This window comes from Paraburkholderia flava (assembly GCF_004359985.1).
GTDB lineage: Bacteria > Pseudomonadota > Gammaproteobacteria > Burkholderiales > Burkholderiaceae > Paraburkholderia > Paraburkholderia flava.
In genome coordinates this window covers 253,221-275,055 of the sequence record NZ_SMRO01000004.1, presented here as the reverse complement: position 1 = coordinate 275,055, position 21,835 = coordinate 253,221, and the positions used below count along the sequence as shown (strand labels likewise).

At 65.5% G+C, this 21,835-nt stretch carries 23 protein-coding genes, 1 other RNA gene and 1 riboswitch; of the genes, 12 read left to right on the top strand and 12 right to left on the bottom strand.

Going from position 1 to position 21,835, the window contains the following annotated elements:
* Positions 1-24: 24 nt before the first annotated feature.
* Positions 25-513 carry a DUF2486 family protein gene (locus E1748_RS29265; RefSeq protein WP_133650798.1) on the top strand — a complete coding sequence of 163 codons (489 nt, stop codon included), beginning with the start codon at positions 25-27 and terminating at the stop codon, positions 511-513.
* 24 nt (positions 514-537) lie between these two features.
* On the opposite strand, the gene E1748_RS29260 is transcribed toward E1748_RS29265, so the two are convergent.
* Both E1748_RS29260 and ilvD read right to left on the bottom strand, forming a co-directional pair.
* A complete protein-coding gene (locus E1748_RS29260; protein ID WP_133650797.1) occupies positions 538-861 on the bottom strand; it encodes a c-type cytochrome in 324 nt (107 codons plus the stop codon).
* A 159-nt stretch (positions 862-1,020) separates the two neighbouring features.
* Entirely contained in the window at positions 1,021-2,694 is a 1,674-nt protein-coding gene (ilvD, locus tag E1748_RS29255; protein WP_133650796.1) for a dihydroxy-acid dehydratase, read from the bottom strand.
* A gap of 134 nt (positions 2,695-2,828) precedes the next feature.
* Between ilvD and E1748_RS29250 the strand changes: the two genes are divergently transcribed.
* Both E1748_RS29250 and lgt read left to right on the top strand, forming a co-directional pair.
* The gene (locus E1748_RS29250; RefSeq protein WP_133650795.1) at positions 2,829-3,869 is read left to right on the top strand and encodes a LysR family transcriptional regulator; all 1,041 of its coding nucleotides are present in this window, start codon (positions 2,829-2,831) and stop codon (positions 3,867-3,869) included.
* Positions 3,870-3,962: 93 nt separating this feature from the next.
* The gene (gene lgt / locus E1748_RS29245) at positions 3,963-4,868 is read left to right on the top strand and encodes a prolipoprotein diacylglyceryl transferase (RefSeq protein ID WP_133650794.1); all 906 of its coding nucleotides are present in this window, start codon (positions 3,963-3,965) and stop codon (positions 4,866-4,868) included.
* 110 nt (positions 4,869-4,978) lie between these two features.
* Here lgt and E1748_RS29240 read toward each other — a convergent pair whose 3' ends face one another.
* The 5 genes from E1748_RS29240 to E1748_RS29225 all read right to left on the bottom strand — a co-directional run bounded on the left by E1748_RS29240 (position 4,979) and on the right by E1748_RS29225 (position 7,517).
* Entirely contained in the window at positions 4,979-5,710 is a 732-nt protein-coding gene (locus E1748_RS29240) for an SIMPL domain-containing protein (RefSeq protein ID WP_133650793.1), read from the bottom strand.
* Between the two features lie 284 nt (positions 5,711-5,994).
* Positions 5,995-6,453, bottom strand: a complete 459-nt coding sequence (locus E1748_RS29235) for an EVE domain-containing protein (protein ID WP_133650792.1) — start codon at positions 6,451-6,453, stop codon at positions 5,995-5,997.
* A 94-nt stretch (positions 6,454-6,547) separates the two neighbouring features.
* Positions 6,548-6,729, bottom strand: a non-coding RNA gene (gene ssrS / locus E1748_RS32170) — 6S RNA.
* 114 nt (positions 6,730-6,843) lie between these two features.
* Positions 6,844-7,158 (bottom strand): cell division protein ZapA, encoded by a 315-nt coding sequence (locus E1748_RS29230; protein WP_133650791.1) that lies wholly within the window; start codon positions 7,156-7,158, stop codon positions 6,844-6,846.
* A complete protein-coding gene (locus tag E1748_RS29225; RefSeq protein WP_133650790.1) occupies positions 7,155-7,517 on the bottom strand; it encodes an ATPase in 363 nt (120 codons plus the stop codon). The genes E1748_RS29230 and E1748_RS29225 overlap by 4 nt, the downstream gene beginning before the upstream one ends.
* Positions 7,518-7,751: 234 nt before the next feature.
* Positions 7,752-8,024, top strand: a riboswitch (cobalamin riboswitch).
* Between the two features lie 105 nt (positions 8,025-8,129).
* Between E1748_RS29225 and E1748_RS29220 the strand changes: the two genes are divergently transcribed.
* Genes E1748_RS29220 through cobC form a run of 6 tightly spaced genes read left to right on the top strand, consistent with a single transcriptional unit; the run spans position 8,130 to position 14,488 of the window.
* A complete protein-coding gene (locus E1748_RS29220) occupies positions 8,130-10,163 on the top strand; it encodes a TonB-dependent receptor plug domain-containing protein (RefSeq protein WP_133650789.1) in 2,034 nt (677 codons plus the stop codon).
* Between the two features lie 27 nt (positions 10,164-10,190).
* Entirely contained in the window at positions 10,191-11,228 is a 1,038-nt protein-coding gene (locus tag E1748_RS29215) for a FecCD family ABC transporter permease (protein ID WP_133650788.1), read from the top strand.
* Positions 11,225-12,022, top strand: a complete 798-nt coding sequence (locus E1748_RS29210; protein WP_133650787.1) for an ABC transporter ATP-binding protein — start codon at positions 11,225-11,227, stop codon at positions 12,020-12,022. Before E1748_RS29215 ends, E1748_RS29210 begins: the two co-directional genes overlap by 4 nt.
* Before the next feature lie 44 nt (positions 12,023-12,066).
* The gene (cobT, locus tag E1748_RS29205) at positions 12,067-13,122 is read left to right on the top strand and encodes a nicotinate-nucleotide--dimethylbenzimidazole phosphoribosyltransferase (protein ID WP_133650786.1); all 1,056 of its coding nucleotides are present in this window, start codon (positions 12,067-12,069) and stop codon (positions 13,120-13,122) included.
* Positions 13,123-13,139: 17 nt separating this feature from the next.
* Positions 13,140-13,898, top strand: a complete 759-nt coding sequence (locus tag E1748_RS29200) for an adenosylcobinamide-GDP ribazoletransferase (RefSeq protein ID WP_205965315.1) — start codon at positions 13,140-13,142, stop codon at positions 13,896-13,898.
* Positions 13,883-14,488: an alpha-ribazole phosphatase gene (cobC, locus tag E1748_RS29195; RefSeq protein WP_133650785.1), complete on the top strand. Its 606-nt coding sequence runs from the start codon at positions 13,883-13,885 to the stop codon at positions 14,486-14,488. Before E1748_RS29200 ends, cobC begins: the two co-directional genes overlap by 16 nt.
* 27 nt (positions 14,489-14,515) lie before the next feature.
* On the opposite strand, the gene E1748_RS29190 is transcribed toward cobC, so the two are convergent.
* The 4 genes from E1748_RS29190 to cobU are packed head-to-tail and all read right to left on the bottom strand — an operon-like array spanning position 14,516 to position 18,077.
* Complete coding sequence (locus tag E1748_RS29190; protein WP_133650784.1) at positions 14,516-15,493, bottom strand: cobalamin-binding protein; 978 nt, start codon at positions 15,491-15,493, stop codon at positions 14,516-14,518.
* Between the two features lie 25 nt (positions 15,494-15,518).
* Positions 15,519-16,586, bottom strand: coding sequence for a threonine-phosphate decarboxylase CobD (gene cobD / locus E1748_RS29185; protein WP_133650783.1), 1,068 nt, complete (start codon positions 16,584-16,586; stop codon positions 15,519-15,521).
* On the bottom strand, positions 16,579-17,520 hold the full coding sequence (cbiB, locus tag E1748_RS29180; RefSeq protein WP_133650782.1) for an adenosylcobinamide-phosphate synthase CbiB: 942 nt from the start codon (positions 17,518-17,520) through the stop codon (positions 16,579-16,581). Before cbiB ends, cobD begins: the two co-directional genes overlap by 8 nt.
* A complete protein-coding gene (gene cobU / locus E1748_RS29175) occupies positions 17,517-18,077 on the bottom strand; it encodes a bifunctional adenosylcobinamide kinase/adenosylcobinamide-phosphate guanylyltransferase (protein ID WP_133650781.1) in 561 nt (186 codons plus the stop codon). The genes cbiB and cobU overlap by 4 nt, the downstream gene beginning before the upstream one ends.
* 192 nt (positions 18,078-18,269) lie before the next feature.
* On the opposite strand from cobU, the gene E1748_RS29170 reads away from it, so the two are divergent.
* Positions 18,270-19,748 carry a cobyric acid synthase gene (locus E1748_RS29170; protein ID WP_240766866.1) on the top strand — a complete coding sequence of 493 codons (1,479 nt, stop codon included), beginning with the start codon at positions 18,270-18,272 and terminating at the stop codon, positions 19,746-19,748.
* Between the two features lie 136 nt (positions 19,749-19,884).
* Positions 19,885-20,301 carry a DoxX family protein gene (locus E1748_RS29165; protein WP_133650779.1) on the top strand — a complete coding sequence of 139 codons (417 nt, stop codon included), beginning with the start codon at positions 19,885-19,887 and terminating at the stop codon, positions 20,299-20,301.
* Between the two features lie 89 nt (positions 20,302-20,390).
* Here E1748_RS29165 and E1748_RS29160 read toward each other — a convergent pair whose 3' ends face one another.
* On the bottom strand, positions 20,391-20,810 hold the full coding sequence (locus E1748_RS29160) for a PaaI family thioesterase (protein ID WP_133650778.1): 420 nt from the start codon (positions 20,808-20,810) through the stop codon (positions 20,391-20,393).
* Between the two features lie 174 nt (positions 20,811-20,984).
* Here E1748_RS29160 and E1748_RS29155 point away from each other — a divergent pair, with 174 nt between their 5' ends.
* A complete protein-coding gene (locus E1748_RS29155) occupies positions 20,985-21,614 on the top strand; it encodes a ParA family protein (RefSeq protein WP_133650777.1) in 630 nt (209 codons plus the stop codon).
* Positions 21,615-21,835: the final 221 nt, after the last annotated feature.

The window sequence follows — 21,835 nt, the reverse complement described above, 5'->3', positions numbered from 1 at the left end:
CGACGGAGTGTTCCCGTGACCCCCATGTCCGATTCCTACGACAGTTCGATCCCGGTGCTGAACGACGTGCTCGTGCCGGGTAATCGCGCGCTTGCGCGGGCTGGCACGCATCAGGCCTTCCCGGAAGAAGCAGGGCCGCCCGCACTCGATCCGCGTCTTGATCCACGCATCGCGCCGCGCTTTGATCCGAGCATTGATCCGCATCTCGATCCTGGTGCGCCGGTCGCGAGCTTTGTCCCGCCGCCGTCGGTTGCACCCGCGCTCACTCCCGCCGACATGCGCTACGACCCCGAACTACTCGCCGAGCGGTTGCGTGGCCGCTTTGCAAGCTATCTGACGGGAGAAGGGCGCAGCGTCGTCGAGGCGCGTTGCCGCGACGCGTTGAACGATCACACGACGTGGCTCGTGAACCAGATCACACGCGAAGTCGCGCTGGCGCTCGAAACGGAACTGACCGGCTGGGTGCGTGATGCGGTCAGGGAAGAGATGGCGCGTCGCGCGCCGGAGCATTGAACTCGACGTAGCGTTCGTAGCGCTTTACTTCAACGTCAGGATCCACGCGGCAAGCGTCGCCGCTTGATCCGGCGTCAACTGCGTGTTGGCGGGCATCGGCACGGCTCCCCAGACACCGGCACTCCCTTCGATGATCTTGTGCGCGAGGTACGTGGCCGCATCGGCACGGCCCGCGTATTTCGCCGCGACGTCGCGCAGCGAGGGGCCCATGAACTGACGCGTCACCGAGTGGCAGCTCATGCAGTTCTGCTGCTGCGCGAGCGCGAGACCGCCGGCCGCTTCGGCATGCGCGGCGCCGCTTGCGAATGCGCTCGCGAGTGCTATGGCTGCATACGTCTTTGATCTCATTGTGGTCTCCGCCGGACGGACATCCAGCCTGTAGTGCCACGCATTATAAGAGCAAAGAAGCGGCGGTTCAGGCGTCGATCGGCCAGTGCGCGCCGATGAAAAAGGGCACACGTTTTACCGTGTGCCCTTGCGGGACGTGCTCCCAGCATCAACCCGCTATCAACCCGTTATAGCGCCCTTGTTCGCCGGCAGCGTGAGTGCCGCGAATTTCGCGAGCACGCCGCGCGTGTAGCGGGGCTTCGGTTGTTGCCATGCAGCGCGGCGGCGTTCGAGTTCGGCCGCGTCGATGTTCAGTTCGAGCAGCAGCTTGTGCGCATCGATCGTGATCGAGTCGCCTTCGTGCACGAGCGCGATCGCACCGCCGTCGAATGCTTCCGGCGCGACGTGGCCGACCACCATGCCCCACGTGCCGCCCGAGAAGCGGCCGTCGGTGATGAAGCCGACCGATTCGCCGAGCCCCTTGCCGATGATCGCCGACGTCGGCGCGAGCATTTCCGGCATGCCGGGGCCGCCGCGTGGGCCGAGGTAGCGCAGCACGAGGATGTCCCCGGCCTTGATCTTGTCGGCGAGGATCGCTTCCATCGCGCTCTGCTCGTCTTCGAACACGCGTGCCGGGCCCGTGATGACCGGGTTCTTCAGGCCGGTGATCTTCGCCACGGCGCCTTCGGTCGCGAGGTTGCCCTTCAGGATCGCGAGGTGGCCTTCCTTGTACAGCGCCTTGTCGATCGGGAAGATCACCTGCTGGTCGGCGCGCGGCACCGACGGCACGTCCTTCAGTTCTTCGGCGATCGTCTTGCCGGTGATCGTCACGCAGTCGCCGTGCAGCAGGCCCGCGTCGAGCAGGATCTTCAGCACTTGCGGAATGCCGCCGGCCTTGTGCAGGTCGGTTGCGACGTACTGACCCGACGGCTTCAGGTTGCAGATCACCGGCACGCGCTTGCGGATGCGTTCGAAGTCGTCGATCGTCCATTCGACTTCGGCCGCGTGTGCGATCGCGAGGTAGTGCAGCACCGCGTTCGTCGAGCCGCCGGTCGCCATGATCAGTGCCACGGCGTTTTCGATCGACTTCTTCGTGATGATGTCGCGCGGCTTCAGATCCTTCTTCACCGCTTCGACCAGCACGCGCGACGATTCGGCTGCCGAGCCGACCTTTTCGTCGTCCGGGTTCGCCATCGTCGACGAATACATCAGCGACATGCCGAGCGCCTCGAACGACGAGCTCATCGTGTTCGCGGTGTACATGCCGCCGCACGAGCCCGACGACGGGCACGCGTTCTTTTCGACCCCTTCGAAATCTTCCTGCGACATCCGTCCGGCCGTGAATTCGCCGACCGCCTCGAACGACGACACGATCGTCAGATCCTTGCCCTTCCAGTTGCCCGGGCGGATCGTGCCGCCGTACACGTAGATGCCCGGCACGTTGAGCCGCGACAGCGCGATCATGCCGCCCGGCATGTTCTTGTCGCAGCCACCGATCACGACGACGCCGTCCATCCACTGGCCCTGCACGCAGGTCTCGATACAGTCCGAGATCACTTCGCGCGACACGAGCGAGTACTTCATGCCTTCGGTGCCCATCGACATCCCGTCGGAGATCGTCGGCGTGCCGAAGATCTGCGGATTCGCGCCGGCGTCCTTGACGGCGTTGACCGCTGCGTCGGCGAGACGCTGCAGACCGGAGTTGCACGGCGTGATGGTCGAGTGGCCGTTCGCGATGCCGATCATCGGCTTGTCGAAGTCTTCCTTCTCATAGCCAAGCGCGTAATACATTGAACGGTTCGGCGAACGCGCGACACCCTGTGTGATGTTCTTCGAACGACGGTTGTACGACATGGGGAAACTCCATCCAGTTTGTTTTGATCTGTCCGCCGGGCGACTGGCACCGGCGTCTGCCGCAAGAATGCAATGTCCTGATGCGCGTGTCCAATATATTATTGGGGGCCTATTGAGTCGTGAAATATATCGCCATGCAGCCCATCACGCCGGACCTGCGCCAGCTGCGCTACTTCATCGCGGTGGCCGAAGAGAAGCACTTCGGCCGCGCGGCCACGCGCCTGTCGATGACGCAGCCGCCTTTGTCGCAGGCGATCCGCGCGCTGGAGGACACGCTCGGCGTCGAGCTGTTCGCGCGCACGCGTCGCTCGGTGGAACTGACGCAGGTCGGCGCCGATCTCCTGCCCGAAGTGCGCCGGCTGCTGGCCGCCGCCGAAGCACTGCGGCCGCTCGCACAGAGCCTCGCGCGCGGCGAGGCGGGCGTATTGTCGCTCGCATTCGTGTCGACCGCCGACTACGGGCTGCTGCCGCTGCTGTTGCGCGATTTCGGCGTGCGTCATCCGCGCGTGCGGCTGCAACTGACCGAGGCGACCAGCGATGTGCAGATCGAAGAACTCGTGGCCGGACGTATCGATGCGGGTCTGGTGATCGCGCCGCTGCCGCCGCGCCATGCGGCACAGCTGTCGTGGCTGCCGATCGCACGCGAGCCGCTGGTGATCGCGATGTCGTCGGCGCTGGCGGCGCGTATCGATGCGGGGCCGGTCACGGGTTCCCGTAAGCGAGGCGCGGCAGGCGTGCGTGCGCACAGCGCGGCCGCAGCCGCCGCAGAAGCCGGCGACGGCGGCTGGAACCCGATCCCGATCAGCCTCGCCGACGTCGCCGACGAACCGCTCGTCGTCTTCCCGAGGCGTTTAGCGCCTGGCTTTTATGACATCATTATGGATTGCTACGGCGTGGCTGGCCTCGCGCCGCGCATCGGCCAGGAAGCGATCCAGATGCAGACGATCGTGAGCCTCGTGTCGGCGGGCATGGGCGTCGCACTGGTGCCGCAATCGCTGCGTAACCTGCGGCGCACCGGCGTCGTGTACCGTCCGTTGCGCGAAGCGGTGCCCGCGATCGAGACAGGTCTTGTCTGGCGTACGGCGGAGGTGAGCCCGGTGCTCGCGGGCTTCATCGAGATCGTGCGCGCGCATGCGGCGACGGTCGCGAGGAAGGCTGCGCGACCACGTCGCTGAACGCATTGCCGCGGCATGCGTCCAATGCGAGGCTGGCCGTCGTAGCTGGTACACATATAGAAGCACACCGAAGAACCCGAACCTCACCACACGATGCTCATTCACCCGAATTTCGATCCCGTCGCGATCCACCTGGGACCGCTTGCCGTGCGCTGGTACGGTTTGATGTATCTCGTTGCGTTTGTCGCGGCGATCGTCGTGGGGCGGCTACGCTTGCGGCTGCCTTACGTCGCGGCGCAAGGATGGACCGCGAAGGACATCGACGACATGATGTTCTACGGCGTGCTCGGCACGATCCTCGGCGGGCGGCTCGGCTATGTGCTGTTCTACAAGGCAAGCTGGTACTTCGCGCATCCGCTCGACATCTTCAAGGTGTGGGAAGGCGGCATGTCGTTTCACGGCGGCTTCCTCGGTGTGGCGCTCGCGATGGCGCTGTTCGCGCACCAGCGCGGACGCACGTGGCTGCAGGTCACCGACTTCGTCGCGCCGATGGTGCCGACCGGGCTCGCGGCGGGCCGCCTCGGCAACTTCATCAATGGCGAGCTGTGGGGCCGCGTGACGAATCCGTCGGCGCCGTGGGCGATGCTGTTCCAGAGCGCTTCGAGCGAGGACGCGGGCTGGCTTGCCGCGCACCCTGATAAGGCTGCGCAGTGGCATCTCGCCGATATATTCGCGCAGTACCACATGCTGCCGCGTCATCCGTCGCAGTTGTACGAGATCGCGCTCGAAGGCGTCACGCTGTTTCTCGTGCTGTGGTTTTTCTCGCGCAAGCAGCGGCCGGTCGGCGCGATTTCGGCGGTGTTTCTGATTGGCTACGGTCTTGCGCGCTTCACGGTCGAATTCGCACGCGAGCCGGACGACTTCCTCGGGCTGCTCACGTTCGGGCTGTCGATGGGGCAGTGGCTGTCGATGCCGATGGTCATCGCGGGCGTCCTGATGCTGGTGTGGGCGTATCGGCGTGGTGGTCGTGCGAAGGGGCAGGCCGTCGGCGCGAACTGATCGGCCGTGCCTGACGAGTCAACAAAAAGCCCTGCATTCGCGAGAATGCAGGGCTTTCTTTCTTCATGGGCTCGCGGCCATCGCGTGACGTGGGGTCACGCGATCACGCGTTACTTCATCTGCACCGAGCCCGACACGTTGACCGTCACCGTCGACGTCCCCGCCTGCAGTGCCACCGGCGCATCGCTCTTCGCGCTGAACGACGAGGGGGCCGCGGCCATCATCATCATCCGTGGATGCGGCATGATGCCGTCGCGGCCGATGTTGACCTCGCGGATCGAATAGCCGCTATAGCCGAATGCCTGCGCGGACGCGGAGGCCTGCTGACGGAACGACGCGATCGCTTCGCTGGTGAGCTTCTGTGCGGCGGCACGCTGCGCTTCCGGCGACAGCGAGAACTGCACATCGCCGACCTGCATGATCGAGCCCATCTGGCCCGCGAGCTTCGATGCGGCAGCGAAGTCATGCGATTCGAGCACGATTTCTGTACGACCGCGCCACGTCGAAATGCGACCGTTGCGATCGGTCGACGGGCTGATCGAGAACGAGCCCGTGTGCGCGGTGACGCCGGATACGCCCTTGGCCTTTTGCAGCGCCGAATCGGCACGCTGGTTCAACGTGGTAGTCAGCGACGACGGATCGGCCGCTTCCTGCTCGTAAAACAGCGTGATGTTCACCACGTCCTGCGGCACTTCGGTACTGGCCTGCGCATTCAGAGACAGCACGCCGGCCGGCTGATACGGCGCGCTCTGCGCGTGCGCGGTTGACGGCACGAGCGACAGCATCAGCGGAGCGGCCGAAGCCACGGCGAGCGCGAATGCGATGGCGTTTTTTCTGGTCATTATGGGACTCCTTCCGTGAACAGGATTGCGCGCGGCCCGTGCCGCTGCGCATTGCTCGCGTGGCCTTTCGTGCAGATCCTGGAGAGGCGAAGAAAGGATGGACCGCACGCCCTGTGGTACGAGACGGGCACGACGCTTGCGAGCCAGTTAGGCGTGCTTTCATGCCGACAGGTTCCCTTCACCTGACCGTTTCTGGCACTTTCTGACGGTTTCGTCAGGTTGCCGCGACATGACGTCGCATACGAGCGTAGCGCGTGAGGTTGCATGCCGCATCACGTGCGGTACTACATCAGCCGCTTCGTGATGAAGCGCCACTCTTCGCTCGTGACCGGTGTGATCGACAGGCGGTTGCCCTTCGCCAGCACGCGCATCTGCGCGAGTTCCGGATGCTCGCGCAGCGCCGCGAGCGGGACCAGCGTCGACTTCTTCTTGAACACGACGTCGACGAGTACCCAGCGCGGTGTTTCGCGCGTCGATTTCGGATCGTAGTAGGGGCTCTTCGGATCGAACTGCGTCGGATCGGGGTAGGCCGTCGACGACACTTCGGCGAGCCCGGCAATGCCGGGCTCGGGACAGCTCGAGTGATAGAACAGCACACCGTCGCCGACCTGCATCGTGTCGCGCATGAAGTTGCGCGCCTGATAGTTGCGTACGCCGGTCCACGGCAACGTGCGTTGCGCGGCGTCGGCGAGATCGTCGATGCTTGCTTCGTCCGGTTCGGACTTCATTAGCCAGTAGCGCATGAATCGAATGAACGCGAAATGAGTGAAGCGATGAGTGAAAAAAAGCGCCGCTCAAAGAAAAACGGCACCGGACGAATGTCCGATGCCGTTCGAATAGGTCCCCGCCTTAGCCGCTAGGCCGGCATCCTGAACCGGGGGTTCAGAATTGGTCGCAGTTAGCCGCACTTCGGGTACATCAGACAGAGTGACGCGCACGCCCGTGCTGCAAATTTCCACAACCGTGCACATGGCATTGGTTCAAGGAATATATGACCTTGGCAAACCAGGCAGGGAAGCTGACAACTGAGCCGACGTACTCTGTGCCGACTCACATAAACCGTTTGAAACAGGAGACCTTGAAGCTGATGCTACCGGTCCGATCGGCCTTTGTCTACTGGCCTCGTGTAACCGTTATTGCGTGCTGTACTGGTTGATCACCGTGTCCAGCTGATCGTTCATCTGGGCCATTGTACGCCGGATTTCTTCAGCCGGAAACGATTCGCCATGACGTACGCTGGACTGCAGCTTGAGCAGTTCCGACGCGAGCGACAACGCAGCCATCACCGCAATGCGGTCCATGCCGCGCACGTTGCTGTGCGTGCGGATTTTCGACATTTCCGCGTCGACCCGCGCGACAGCTTCGAGCAGTGCCGCTTCGGTTTCCGGCGAACACGCGAGACGATAGGACTGGCCGAGAATCGAGACTTCGATCTGCTTCGTGGTCATGCATTTTCTCCGTGGCGGGCATCCGCATCGCTGCGTGCAGCGCCGTCTTCCTGCGGCGCGGACGCGAGCAGATCGAGCTGATTGTCCTGTTCGGAGTGGCCTTTCGCGCGCGGCAGTTTTTCGAGAATCGCGTTGAGGCGAACCTGTGCGTCGTCGATCTTCGCCGACAGCGCATCGCGTTCGGCCTGCAGCGCATTGCGCTCTTCGCGCATCTGATCGAGTTCGACGCGCGTCGCTTCGCAATCTGCACGCGCTTGCGTGAGTTGTTCTTCGAGCGCCTGGCGCGCTGCGTAGTGACGCTGACTGAGTGCAATCAGACGTCCAATGTTCTGTGAGAGTGTTTCGAGTTCGGTGAGCATGTGCTGCGTCCTCTAAAGACACGGCATTTTAGCGCGGAATGTCGGGCGTTCCGATAAATGTCTCGTTTCGAGACGTAACAGCATCGCTTTTTGCGCATATCCGGCAATTTCGCGATGTGATTCCAGCGGGATTTCGCTGCGTTTTTTGCATGCCTTCGATGCGGCGCACGCATGCACTTGTGCGAGTGCAGCGAAGCAGGGATCGCCCTTTCTTGACGCCACAGAGTGCGCTGCTACACTTGCGGCACTCTTGGTGCCCGCGCGCGATTTTCGTATCGCGTGCAGTTAAACGGGAAGCAGGGAGCGGAGTCCGCCCGACCGAGCCAACCTGTGCTGCCCCCGCAACGGTAAGCGACCGCATCGTCATGCAGGTCGACCCTTCATGTGCATCTCCTGGCCTTCGCATAGCGAGGCCGCGCGATGTGCATCGTGCCACTGCGCTTCATGCGTGGGAAGGCGGGTCGATGTGTCGCCAGCCCGGATACCGGCCAGAGGGAGGGGAGCGTCATCCGTCGCGCACGTGCCGGCGAGCATCGGCCGGCGGTTGCCGTTCCCTGTTACGCAACGGCCTGCGGGGAGCGGGCCGCGCACGCTACCACAGGAAATCCGTCGATGTTCACCCCGATCGCCCGCACGGCACTCGCTGCGCTGGCCGCAGCGGCCTATGCGCCGCTGACGGCATTTGCACAGAGCGCGCCGCAGACACAAGAGCCGTCTTCAAGCGACACCCAGCCTGTCGCTTCAGCGTCGTCTTCCACTGCAGTCGTTACGTCTCCGGGCACCGCTGCACCTGCCGTTGCAAGCACGGCTGCCGCCGCTTCTTCGGGCACCGCTACGCCCGTCGCGGCAAGCACAAGTTCTACCGCTTCTTCCATCACCGACGCACACACGCTATCGCCGATCGTCGTCACCGCTGACCGCAGTCCGCAAAAGCTCGCGGACACCATCCCGCAGACCACGCTGTTCGACAGCCAGGACATCGCCGATACGACCGCGCAGGATGTCCCCGGTCTGCTGCAACTCGCACCGGGCGCGCAGATCGTGCGCAACGGCGGCCCCGGTTCGCAGGCGAGTCTGTTCCTGCGCGGCGCGTCGTCGGTGCAGTCGCTGGTGCTGATCGACGGTGTGCGCGTCGATTCGGTGAGCCTCGGCAATGCGCAGCTGTCGCAGCTTCCGCTCGACCAGATCGATCACGTCGAAGTGGTGAACGGCAACGTGTCGGCGTTGTATGGCTCAGGCGCGATCGGCGGCGTCGTGCAGATCTTCACGAAGAACGGCGGCGATCATCCGCCGCGTTTCGACTTCTCGGTCGGCTACGGCAGCTATCACACGCAGACGCAGCAGGCGGGCGTGAACGGCGCGCTCGATCACGACGGCAACACGACGTTCAGCATCTCGCTCGCGCGCTCGAAGGACGACGGATTTTCGTCGCAGAATCCGGCGCTCGCGCCCGGCGTGAATCCGAACGCGAACGGCTATCTGAACGAGAGCATCTCGGCGTCGCTGCGTCATCGCTTCAACGACAAGTGGGACGCAGGCGTGCGCTACTTCCAGTCGAACGGCAACGACAGCTACGACAACGCATACGGCCTGCCAACCGATCTCAACAATCTGTACAGCAAGGTCCAGCAGTTGTCCGCGTTCGCGAACGGCAAGCTGACCGACTGGTGGACCACGCACTTCGTCGTCGCGGCCGGCAACGATCGCAGCCAGAACGCGCTGAACGGCGTGTACACCGACCGCTTCAACACGGACAACCGCCAGTACACGTGGCAGAACGACTTCACGTTCGGACCCGGCCAGAAGATCCAGCTCGGCTACGAACATCTCGACCAGTCGCTCGATTCGGACGAATACTCGGCACCGGACCGTCACGTGAACTCGGGCTTCATCGGCTATACCGGCCGCTTCGGCGCGAGCCAGATCCAGGCGAATCTGCGGCGCGACCAGTACTCCGATTTCGGCGGCGCGAACAGTTACTATCTCGGCTACGGCTACGATTTCAATGCGCACTGGAAGGCCACCGCGAGCCTGTCCGATGCGTTCCGCGCGCCGACCTTCAACGACCTGTACTTCCCGGTGAGCGGCAATCCTTTGATCCAGCCGGAGCGCAGTCACTCGGTCGAAGGCGCGCTGCAATACGCATCGGATGCACTCGGCGTGATCCGCGTCACCGCATTCCAGACGCGCTACTCGAACCTGATCGACTACGTGCAGACGATCCCCGGCATCTACGTCGCGCAGAACATCGGCCATGCGAAGGTGCAGGGCGTCGAAGGCTCGTGGAGCGGGCACGTTGGAAAGACCGATGTGCGCGCGTCGCTGACGGTGCAGAATCCGGTCGACGAAGACGCCGACACCGATCTCGTCCGTCGCGCGCGTCATTTCGCTTCGTTCACGGCGAACCGGTCGATCGATGCGTGGCGTGTCGGCGGCGAGTGGATCGTCAGCGGAGAGCGCAACGACAGCGGCACGCCGCTGTCGGGCTACGGTCTCCTGAACCTGTCCGCGCGCTACAACATCACGAAGGCGTGGTACGTCTCCGCGCAGATCCAGAACCTCTTCAACCGGGACTATGAAACGGCCTACACGTACAACTCGCCGCGACGCAGTGCGTTCATCACGGTCGGCTGGCAGCAGCAGTGATGCGCGCCCGCACGTGAGGACGCGCGGATGAACCGCGTCGCGTCACGCGGCTTGCCGCGCATGAGCGCATCGCGTGCGACGGCGATCTGGTGCGCGCTCGTGTTGCTCGGCGTGCTGGTGTTCGTCGCGTCGCTGTCGCTCGGCAGCGTGCCGGTGCCGCCCGCGCACGTGTTCTCGGCGTTGCTGCCGGCACACGGCGCATCGGACGATCTTGCAATCGAGATCGTCCGTTCGCTGCGTTTGCCGCGTGCGCTCGCAGGGTTCGCGTGCGGTGCGTTGCTCGCGCTCGGCGGGGCGCTGCTGCAAGTGCTGCTGCGCAATCCGCTTGCGGAGCCGTATGTGCTCGGCGTGTCGGGAGGCGCGGCGAGTTTCGCACTCGTCGCAATGATTGCTGGTTGCGCGTGGTGGCTCGTCGATGCAAGTGCGTTCGCCGGTGCGTTCGTGTCGATCCTGCTCGTGCTGGGACTCGCGCGTCGCGAACTGTGGCGTGGTGAGCCGCAGGACACGTCGCCGCGTCTGCTGCTGACCGGCGCAGTGGTCGCGGCCGGTTGGGGCGCGGTGATCACGCTGCTGCTCACGGTTGCGCCGGAGAATCGGCTGCGCGGGATACTGTTCTGGCTGACCGGTGACCTGAACGGCGACGGCATGCCATGGACCTCGCTCGCCGCCCTCGCGGTTGCGGTACTCGTCATCGTGCCGGCTGCGCCGCAACTGAACGTACTGCTGCGCGGCGATGCGGCCGCCCAGGCGCTGGGCGTCGCGGTCGTGCCGCTGCGGCTGCGCATCTATCTCATCGCGTCGCTCGCGGCTGCAGCTGCGGTGACCACGGGCGGCACGATCGGTTTCGTCGGGCTCGTTGTGCCGCATATGGTGCGGCTCGCGTTCGGCAACGATCAGCGGATGCTGTTGCCCGCAGCAGCACTCGGCGGTGGCGTCGCGGTGATGGGCGCCGACCTCGTCGCGCGTACCGTGATAGCGCCCGCGCAACTGCCGGTCGGTGTGATTACCGCGCTCGCTGGCGTGCCGGTGTTTCTGTGGATGCTGCTGCACAGGCGGTCGCGATGACGCGCACGCATGCGCTTGAAGCACACGCGCTCACGCTGCGTGTCGGCGATCGCGTGCTGCTCGACGGCTTCACGCAGCGCTTCGGTCCCGGCGAGGTGTGGTGCATCGCCGGCCCGAACGGCGCGGGCAAGACGACGCTGATCTCCGTACTCGCGGGACTCGCGCGACCGGCGGCAGGCCACATCGAACTCGACGGCACGACGCTCACACGCTGGCCCGCGGCGACGCTCGCGCAACGACGCGCGTTGATGCCGCAAAGCGTGCACGACGCGTTCAGCGCGAGCGTGCTCGATATCGTGCTACTGAACCGCTTTCCGCATCTCACCGGGTGGGGTTGGGAGCGCGACGAAGACATCGACGCCGCGCATGCCGCGCTCGCGACGCTCGGCCTCAGTGCATTCGCTGCGCGCGATGTGCTGTCGCTGTCCGGCGGCGAACGGCAGCGCGTCGCGCTGGCCGCCGTGCTGTGTCAGGCGGCGCCGCTGCTGCTGCTCGACGAACCGCTGTCGCATCTCGATCTGCATCACCAGATCGAATGTCTCGAAGCGCTCACGACATGGGTGCGCGGGTCGTCGCGTACCGTCGTGTTCTCATGTCACGACCTGAACCTCGGACGCCGTTTCGCGACTCACGCGCTGCTGCTCGACGGGCAGGGCGGTGCGTATGCCGGCGCCGCACGCGACGTGCTGACGCCGGAACGCGCGAGCCGTGCGTTCGGCTATCCGCTGATCTTGATTCGCGACGGCGAACACGAAGCGCTGATTCCCGCGCTACAGTCCCGTCATCCGACATAAGCCGTAGCATAAGACGCAAACCCGCTTTCATCCTCCAGACAACAATGACCCAATCGCCTTTCGCTCTGCCTTCCATCGCGCCGCTCGATCCGTCGCTGCGCGGCGATCTGCAACACCTGATCGACAACAAGACCAAGCCGCCCGGCAGCCTCGGTCGTCTTGAAACGCTCGCGCGTCAGATCGGCCTGATCCAGAACACCACGCAACCGACGGTGCATCGCGCGGCAATGATCGTGTTCGCCGGCGACCACGGCGTCGCAGCCGAAGGCGTGAGCCCGTATCCGCAGGCCGTAACCGCACAGATGGTCGCGAACTTTCTCGCGGGCGGTGCGGCGATCAATGCGTTCAGCCGCGTCGCGGACCTGACGCTCGAAATCGTCAACGCGGGCATCGCGACGCCGCTCGCGGACACGACCGGTCTCGTCGATATTCCGGTCGGGAGCGGCACGCGCAACTTCGCGCACGAACCCGCGATGACGCGCGACGAAACGCTAGCGGCGATCCACGCGGGCATCGAGCGCGTGCGTCATCACGCGGCGCTCGGCACGAACGTGATCGGCTTCGGCGAGATGGGCATTGCGAACACGTCGGCGGCGGCGTGCATGATGAGCCGGCTGTGTAACGTGCCGATCGACGAGTGCGTCGGTCGCGGCACCGGCCTCGACAACGCGGGTCTCGCGAAGAAACGAAACGTGCTCGCATCGGCGCTCGAGCGCCACCCAGATGTCGTGCATCCGTTCGACGTGCTCGCGACGTTCGGCGGCTTCGAGATCGCGATGATGACGGGCGCGTACATCGCGGCCGCCGAGGCGCGGATGGTCGTGCTGGTCGACGGTTTCATCGCGACGGCCGCGCTGCTCGTCGCCGATGCGCTCGCGCCCGGTGTGCGCGAGTACTGCGTGTTTGCGCATGCGTCGAACGAAGCGGGGCACCGTCGCATGCTCGATCACTTCGGTGCGCTGCCGCTGCTGTCGCTCGACATGCGGCTCGGCGAAGGTACCGGTGCTGCGCTCGCGGTGCCGCTGCTGCGCGCGGCTGTGGGGTTCGTCAACGAGATGGCGAGCTTCGAATCGGCCGGCGTGGCGAACCGGCAAGCGTGAGACCCGGCGACGCTCACGTGAACCCACTGACCGAACTGCGCTACTTCTTCACCGCGCTCGGCTATTTCACGCGGGTGCCGGTGCCGCGTTGGGTCGGCTATGAGCCGCACTATCTGAACGCGGCGGCGCGTTATTTTCCGTTGGTCGGTGCGATGGTCGGCGCGCTCGGCGCGCTCGTCTATCTCGCGTCGCTGAGGTTCTTTCCGGCGGGTGTCGCGGTGCTGCTGTCGATGGCCGCGACGCTTGCCGTCACCGGGGCGTTCCACGAAGACGGTCTCGCCGATTCCTGCGATGCATTCGGTGGCGGCTACACACGCGACGATGTGCTGCGGATCATGCACGACTCGCGGATCGGCGCGTTCGGCGCAATCGCGCTGGTCGTCGCGCTCGCGTTGAAGTGGCAGATTCTCGCCGCACTGCCGCCGATGCGTGCCGCGTGGCTGATGATCGCCGCACATGCGGCGAGCCGCACGTTTGCGATCAGCTATCTGACGACGCTCGACTACGTGCGCGCAGAAGGCAAGGCGAAGCCGGTTGCGCAGCGAATGAATGTGGGTGCGTTCGTGTTTGCGATCGTGTTCGGTGTGCCGTGGTTGTTGTGGCCGGACTGGCGCGCGGGTGTTGTTGCACTGGTTGTGCTGATCGTGCTGCGCATCGCGTTGGGCCGCTATTTCGTGCGCCGGATCGGCGGTTATACCGGCGATTGTCTCGGCTTCGCGCAGCAGATTTTCGAACTCGCGATCTACCTCACCGGGCTCGCATGGATCTCGTCCTGATCCGTCATCCGGCTGTCGCTGTTGAAGCGGGCGTGTGCTATGGCCGCAGTGACGTTGCACTTGCGGGTAGTGCAGCCGATGGCGCTGCTGCGCTCGCGCAGCGTCTTGCCATGTGGCGCGTGGACTCGCCGCCGCGCGTTGTGCTGACGAGTCCGCTTGTGCGGTGTCTGTCGGTGGCGCAAGCGTGGACGACGAACATGGGTACAACGTGCCGCAGCGATCCGCGACTCGTCGAGATGGATTTCGGTGCCTGGGAGATGCAGCGCTGGGACGCGCTCGATCGCGCGCAACTCGATGCATGGGCGGCAGATTTTACGCACGCCCGGCCGCATGGTGGCGAGAGCGTCGCGCAGTTTACGACGCGTGTGCAGTCATGGCTCGACGATGTGTGTGCTGCTGACGGAGCATCGTCTGCTCGGGGTCCTGTGTGCGTCGTCACGCATGCGGGTGTGATGCGCGTGCTCGCGGCGCTGACGCTTGGTCTGCCGGTCGAGCATTGCGTGCGCTGGTCGCTCGATCTGGCGGCGCTTGTGTGGTTGCGGCGCGATGACGTGAGCGGGCAGTGGACGCTTGTGCGCTGGAATGCGTGAGGCTTCGTAAGCCGGACACCTTCGACTTCAACGCACGTTAGCAGGCCGCCGCGAACGCGCAGTCTCCAGATCCTCACACAACTGCGCGGCACCCTGCGCAATACGCGGTGCAGGCCGGTTGATCAGATCGCCGTCGATCGCGAACAGGTTGCCACGTGCGACTGCCGTCAGCGCTGGCCATGCGCGCCATGTGTCGAGTTGCGGCAGCGGACGATCAGGCGCGGTCGCGCCAGGCGATGCAGTGACAATCGCCTCGGGGTTCGCGGCCAGCACCGCTTCGGTCGATACCGTCGGCACCAGAGGTTCCAGTTGAGCGAACACGTTGCGGCCGCCGCACAGCGCGATCACGTCGCTGATCATGTGCGTGCCGTTGAGCGTCATCAGCGGCTTGTCCCACACCTGATAGAACACACCGACTGGCGCTCGCGTCGAATAACGCGCACGTAGCGTCGCGATGTCGCGGCGGAACGTATCGGCGGCGGCATCGGCAGTCGTCGATGTATCGAGCAGCCGACCGAGCTTCGTCAGCGTGACGGCGATATCGTCGAGATGACGCGGCTCGCTGAAGTAGAGCGGAATATGCAGATCGCGCAGCCGGTCGAGCTGACGCTGCGCATTGCCGTGCCGCCATACGACGATCAGATCCGGCTTCAACGCGACGATCCGTTCGAGATCGAGCGCCTTGTTGTCGCCGACGCGCGGCACCTGCTGCGCGGCCGGCGGGTAATCGCTGTACGTGACCGTGCCGACCAGCTTCGCGCCGCCGCCGGCTGCGTACAGCAGTTCGGTCACGTGCGGCGCGAGGCTGATTACGCGTTGAGCGGGGGCGTCGAGTGTGACGGTGGCGCCGGTGTCGTCGGTGACGGTGATGGGGGCGGCCTGGGCTGACGCGGTGAACGCAGCGACCAGCGTGGTGCAGGCGAGTGTGGTGATTGCGTATCGAGCAATGACGCGCACAGCGGACAGCACACTGAAGCAGGCAACTAAACGAAGAGATCGGATCATGGAAGTAGGTGAGCGCACGATCGGGTCAACCACGTTGTGATGTATCGATCGCAGCGACGCTCTCGCGCAACGCATGTTCGAAGCGCTGCCACTCCGCTTCCGTCGCGGGCAAGCCGAAGCGCACGCTGGCCGGCTGCGCGAACAGCCGTGTCCAGACGCCGCGCTCCGCGAGCGCGCGATGCAATGAGGGCGCGCGCGGATCGTCGGTCCATGCGAAGAGTGGAGTCGCGTGCGTTGAGAGAGGCTGTTCGTGCAGCAACTGCACAAGTCGCGCGCTGTCATCGGCGAGCTGCACACGCATCTGCTGCTGCCAGTGATGATCGGCGAACGCGGCGGCAACCGCGTGACGTGCCGGCCCGCTAACCGTCCACGCGCCCAGCATGTCGTGCAACGCGTGGAGCAATGCGGGGACGCCGAGCACGAACCCCGCACGTACACCCGCGAGCCCGAAGAACTTGCCGGGCGAACGCAACACGACAAGCCCCGGCGCTCCCGCATGCGCCGCGAGCGACACGGATCGTGATGCATCGACATACGCATCGGCAAACGCCTCATCGACGATCAGCGTCCCATCGCGCGCGGCGAGTTGCGCATGCCAGCGCAGCAGGCGACCTGAATCGACACGCGTCGCAGTCGGATTGTTCGGGTTGACGACGACCACATGCGTCAGAGCATCGGGCAGTGTATCGCCACTAACGTCGAGCACAGCCACGCGATGCCCCGCACGCACGAACGCCGGCGCGTACTCGCTGTACGTGAGCGACGCGATGCCGACCGTCGCGGGCCGCAGCAGCGTCGGCAGTGCGCGGATCGCCGCCTGACTGCCCGCGACCGGCAACACGCACAAAGGATCGGGCACACCGTAGTACGCCGCCGCGCACGCCGCAAAACCGTCGCCGTCATCCGGCAGCCGACGCCACGCATCGGCCGGAACAGGCGGCACCGGATACCCGTGCGGATTGATCCCGGTCGACAGATCGAGCCACGCATCGTACGGAATGCCGTACGTGCGCGCCGCCTCGTGCAGATTGCCGCCATGACGCGGACGCGGCGCGCTTACATCGATCGACTCGAAACCCATTCCGTCACCCATGAAACGGCACGCTCAACAGCGCGAGCGCGATCAGCACGGTGAGCCACAACGTCACCGCGCGCTCGACCAGCTGCAACGCGGCCGGCACGTGCCGTGCGGCGGCGGGCTCGCCCGCGCCGAGTGTCGGACGTTGTTCGATGGCGCCGTGATAAACCGCCGCACCACCGATCCGCACGTTCAGACTGCCCGCGCCCGCGGCCATCACCGGACCCGCGTTCGGGCTGTCCCAGCGATGCGCCTGATCGCGCCAGCATTGCCACGCGGTGCGCGTGTCGCCGAGCAGCGCGTAGCTCGCGGCCGTGAGGCGCGCGGGGATCCAGTTAAGTACATCGTCGATGCGCGCGGCCGCCCAGCCGAAGCGCAGATAACGCGGCGTGCGGTAGCCCCACATCGCATCGAGCGTGTTCGCGAGCCGGAACGCGAGTGCGCCAGGGCCACCCGCGATCGCGAACCAGAACAGCGCACCGAAGATCGCATCGTTGCCGTTCTCGAGCGCCGACTCGACGGCCGCTCGCGCGAGCGCCGCTTCGTCGGCGTCGGCGGTTTCGCGCGAGACGATCCGCGACGTCAACGCGCGCGCTTCGACGAGATCGTGCCGCGCGAGCGCCGCACCGATCGGCGCGATGTGATCGTGCAGGCTGCGTGCGCCGAGCGCGAACCACAGCAGCGCGACGTGCACCGCGCACGCGAGCGGCAGCGGCAACACCGACACGAGCCACGCGGCAACGAGGACCGGCGGCGCGACCGCGAGCAGCCACGCGGCGATGCCGACGAGCCGGCCGCGTCGGCCGGTATTCAGACGCGTTTCGAGCCGCATCGCGAGCGTGCCGAAACCGACGAGCGGGTGACGCGTGCGCGGCTCGCCGGTCCAGCGATCGACGGCAACCGACAGCGTGGCGAGCCCGGCGGCGAGCGGTAGCGAAAGCATCATCATGCGTCAGTACGGTCCGCGCGCTTCAACGCGAGCGGCAGACCGGCGATCATCATCGTCACGTCGCGGCTCAACGCGGCGACGCGCTGGTTCAACCGACCGAGTTCATCGACGTACGCGCGTGTCGCCGCACCGAGCGGCACGACGCCCAGACCGATTTCGTTGCTGACGACGATCACCTTGCCCGCAACGTTCGCGAGCGTAGCGTCGAGCGCAGCGAAACGCGCGGCGCTGTCGGCGAGCGCGGGGTCGCCGTCGGGCGGGCACAGCAGATTCGCGAGCCACAGCGTCAGGCAATCGACGAGCACGCAGCCGTCCGGCGCGTCGGCCTCGGCAATCGCTTCGGCGAGATCGAGCGGGGCTTCGACGATGCGCCAATGCGCGGGACGACGCTCGCGATGATGGGCGATACGAGCGGCGAACTCGTCGTCGTCGGCGGCGAGGCGGGCGGTCGCGATGTAGGTGACGGGGCGTGCGCTGTCGCTCGCGAGCTGTTCGGCGTGTGCGCTCTTGCCCGAGCGGGCGCCGCCGAGCACGAAGGTGAGGTCGCGTGAAATCATCGCGTGATTGTAGCCGCCCGGGTGTGACGCATGCGGGTTCTCGTGCGAGTGGACGTGCACGCTCGCGCGGACATTCACGGCACGGAGCGCGATGGGATAATGCCCGCTCTTTCCTCGCTCACAGACTCGCTGCCCGTGACCTCAACGCCCACTTCGCTCCCCACCGACCTGCCCGTGCCCCACGGCACGCTGATGATCCAGGGCACGACGTCCGATGCGGGCAAGAGTACGCTGGTCGCAGGGCTCTGCCGGCTCGCGCGTCTCGCGGGCGCGAGCGTTGCGCCGTTCAAGCCGCAGAACATGGCGTTGAACAGCGCAGTGACCGTCGACGGCGGCGAGATCGGCCGCGCGCAGGCGTTGCAGGCGATCGCGGCAGGCATCGACGCGCACACCGATCTGAACCCGGTGCTGCTCAAGCCGACCAGCGATCGCGGCGCGCAGGTCATCATCCACGGCAAGGCGCGGATGAATCTCGATGCGCGCGCGTATCACGACTACAAGCCCGTCGCGTTCAATGCGGTGCTCGAGTCGTACCGACGTCTGCAGGCGCGCTTCGACACGATCTTCGTCGAAGGCGCGGGCAGTCCGGCCGAGATCAATCTGCGCGATCGCGACATCGCGAATATGGGCTTTGCGGAAGCGGTCGATTGCCCGGTCGTGCTCGTCGCCGACATCGACCGGGGCGGCGTGTTCGCGCATCTGACGGGCACGCTCGCGTGTCTGTCGGCGAGCGAGCAGGCGCGTGTGAAGGGCTTCGTGATCAACCGCTTTCGCGGCGATATCGGGTTGCTGAAGCCGGGGCTCGACTGGCTGGAGGCGCAGACCGGCAAGCCCGTGTTCGGCGTGCTGCCCTACCTGCATGGCCTCACGCTCGATGCCGAGGACATGCTGCCGCGCGAACTGCATGCAGGCAATGCGGGCGATTCATCGCGCGTGCTGCGTGTCGTGGTACCGGTGCTGCCGCACATCAGCAATCACACCGATTTCGATGCGCTGCGTGCGCATCCCCAAGTCGATTTCCATTACGTGCGTAGCGGCACCACGCCGCCGCCCGCCGATCTGATCGTGCTGCCCGGTTCGAAGAACGTGCAGGGCGACCTCGCGTTCCTGCGCGAGCACGGTTGGGATGCGGTGCTGCGGCGGCATCTGCGATACGGCGGTAAGGTGATCGGCATCTGCGGCGGGATGCAGATGCTGGGGCGGACCGTGGCTGATCCGCATGGCGTCGAAGGCACGCCGGGCACTGTCGCGGGACTTGGCTGGCTCGACTTCGCGACGACGCTCACACGCGACAAGACGCTCGAAAACGTGACGGGCACGCTCGCGCTGCCGGGCGCCGCGACGATGCGCGGCTACGAGATCCATATGGGCGAGACCGACGGCCCGGCGCTCGCGTCCCCCGCATTGCAGCTCGACACGCCGAACGGTCCGCGCCCCGACGGCGCGCTATCCGCCGACGGCCAGATCCTCGCGACCTACGTGCACGGACTCTTCGATACACCGTCCGCGTGCGCGGCGCTGCTCGAATGGGCTGGGCTCGACGCCGCTGCTGCTGGGGCGGCGGTCGATTACGCGGCGCAGCGCGAAGCGTCGCTCGACCGGCTGGCGGCGACGCTCGCGGAGCATCTCGACCTGCGGAAGATATTCGCGGCGATGGGCGTGGACGCCTGACCAGCCAGGCGTCGATTGCCTCCTATGGGGAAATAATCTAAGCGCGATCGCGCATTTTTCGGCGTTATTGGTTCGAATATAGTCCGACCCATCGACGGCGCACTGCCGTCCCTTCAACCGATCAAAAGGGGTCGTCATGAACTCGAACCGTAACGCCGACGCTGCCGCGCTGCTGCTGCGCGTCGCTCTGGGCGTGCTGTATCTCGCGCACAGCCTGCAGAAGATTTTCGTCTTCACGCTGCCGGGCACCGCGCAGTTTTTCGTATCGCTGGGTCTGCCGGGCTGGCTCGGCTACGTGACCGCATTCGTCGAGCTGGGCGGCGGGATCGCGCTGCTCGCGGGCATCCAGGTCCGCTGGGTCGCGATCGTGCTGCTGCCGTTCATGCTCGGCGCGATGTCGCAGCATCTGCAAAACGGCTGGGGCTTCGCGTCGCCGCATGGCGGCTGGGAATATCCGGCGTTCTGGGCGGTGACCCTGGTTGTGCAGGCGCTGCTCGGCGGCGGGTTGTTCGCGATCAGCGGCGCGAAGACTGCGCGGACGGTGGCTGCCTGACCGTTCCGGTTTAGCCCGGTTTCAATGCAGAAGGGCCGCCGGTGCTGCGAAAGCAGTGCCGGCGGCCCTTTTTTTGTCTCGACGACGCGTCAATACAACACGATCTGCGTGCAGCGGAACAGCGCCATCGTCTTGCCGTTCGGATCGCTGACGATCGCGTCCCACACCTGCGTGCTGCGGCCCAGATGGATACCCGTCGCGACCGCGCGGATCGTGCCTTCACGGGCGGTGCCGAGGAAATTGCTCTTCAGTTCGACGGTCGTGAAGCCGCGCGCGTTGTCGGGCAGATGGGCGAGGCACGCGTAGCCGCAGGCCGTATCGGCAAGCGCAACGACGGTCGCCGCATGCAGGAAGCCGTTCGGCGCCAGCAGGTCGCTGCGCACGGTCAGCTCGGCGGTCAACGACCCTTCTTCGAGCGAAAGCGCCCGAAAACCGATCAGATCGGGCAGCGTGCCGCGCTGCCGTTCGGCCAGTCGTTCGATCGTTGCATCGGGGCGCAGCTTGCTCATGAGCGAGGTCCTTGGGGAAAGAAATGGGCGTCTGCAGGGCATCGAAGCTTCGACGCCGCCGGTTTTGCCGATATTATCAACGGCTGGATCGACTCGCCGAGGCTAAAACGGCCAGTCGATTGCGGCGAAACGGCAAACCGGCTGGTCGCGCCAGCCATCTTCCCGGGGGAATTCATGACGGTCATCGTGGTGGCGAATCCGAAGGGCGGCGTGGGCAAGAGCACGCTGTCGACCAATCTGGCGGGCTATTTCGCCGCCGCGGGCGAGTGGGTCGCGCTCGCCGACCTGGACAAGCAGCAGTCCGCACACGCGTGGCTCGACCTGCGTCCCGCCACGCTGCCGCCGATCGAAGTCTGGGAAGTCGATGGCGAAACGCCGGTGAAACCGCCGCGTGGACTCGAGCACGCGGTGATCGATACGCCGGCCGGATTGCACGGCAATCGCCTCGGCGTTGCACTCGATCTCGCGGACAAGGTGATCGTCCCGCTGCAGCCGTCGATGTTCGATATCCTCGCGACGCAGGAATTTCTCGAACGTCTCGCGAAGGAAAAGGCGGTCCGCAAGGGCGCGATCGAGATCGGCGTGGTGGGGATGCGGGTCGATGCGCGCACGCGGTCGGCGGATCAGCTGCATCGCTTTGTCGAAGGGTTGAAGCTGCCGGTGCTCGGCTTCCTGCGCGATACGCAGAACTACGTGCAGCTTGCCGCGCACGGTCTTACGCTGTGGGACGTCGCGAAGAGCCGCGTGGAGAAGGATCTGGAGCAGTGGCAGCCGATCGTCGAATGGACCAGCAAGAAGGGGTGATGCGCGCTTGAGGGATGCATGGCGGCTCGACTGCGAGACCGCCGTGCGAAGTAACGGCGCGGCCGGCGGGTTGTGCCGGCATCGCCTGCCGCAGCAGGAGGTATCGCAACGCGGGTCGCCTCTGCTTAAGCTGCAGCAGCGTCGGGCTATCCCGGCAATAACTGCTTCGGCCCAAGCCGTCCCTGCATGGGCTACGTCAGCACAAGGTGCTCCCAAGCATT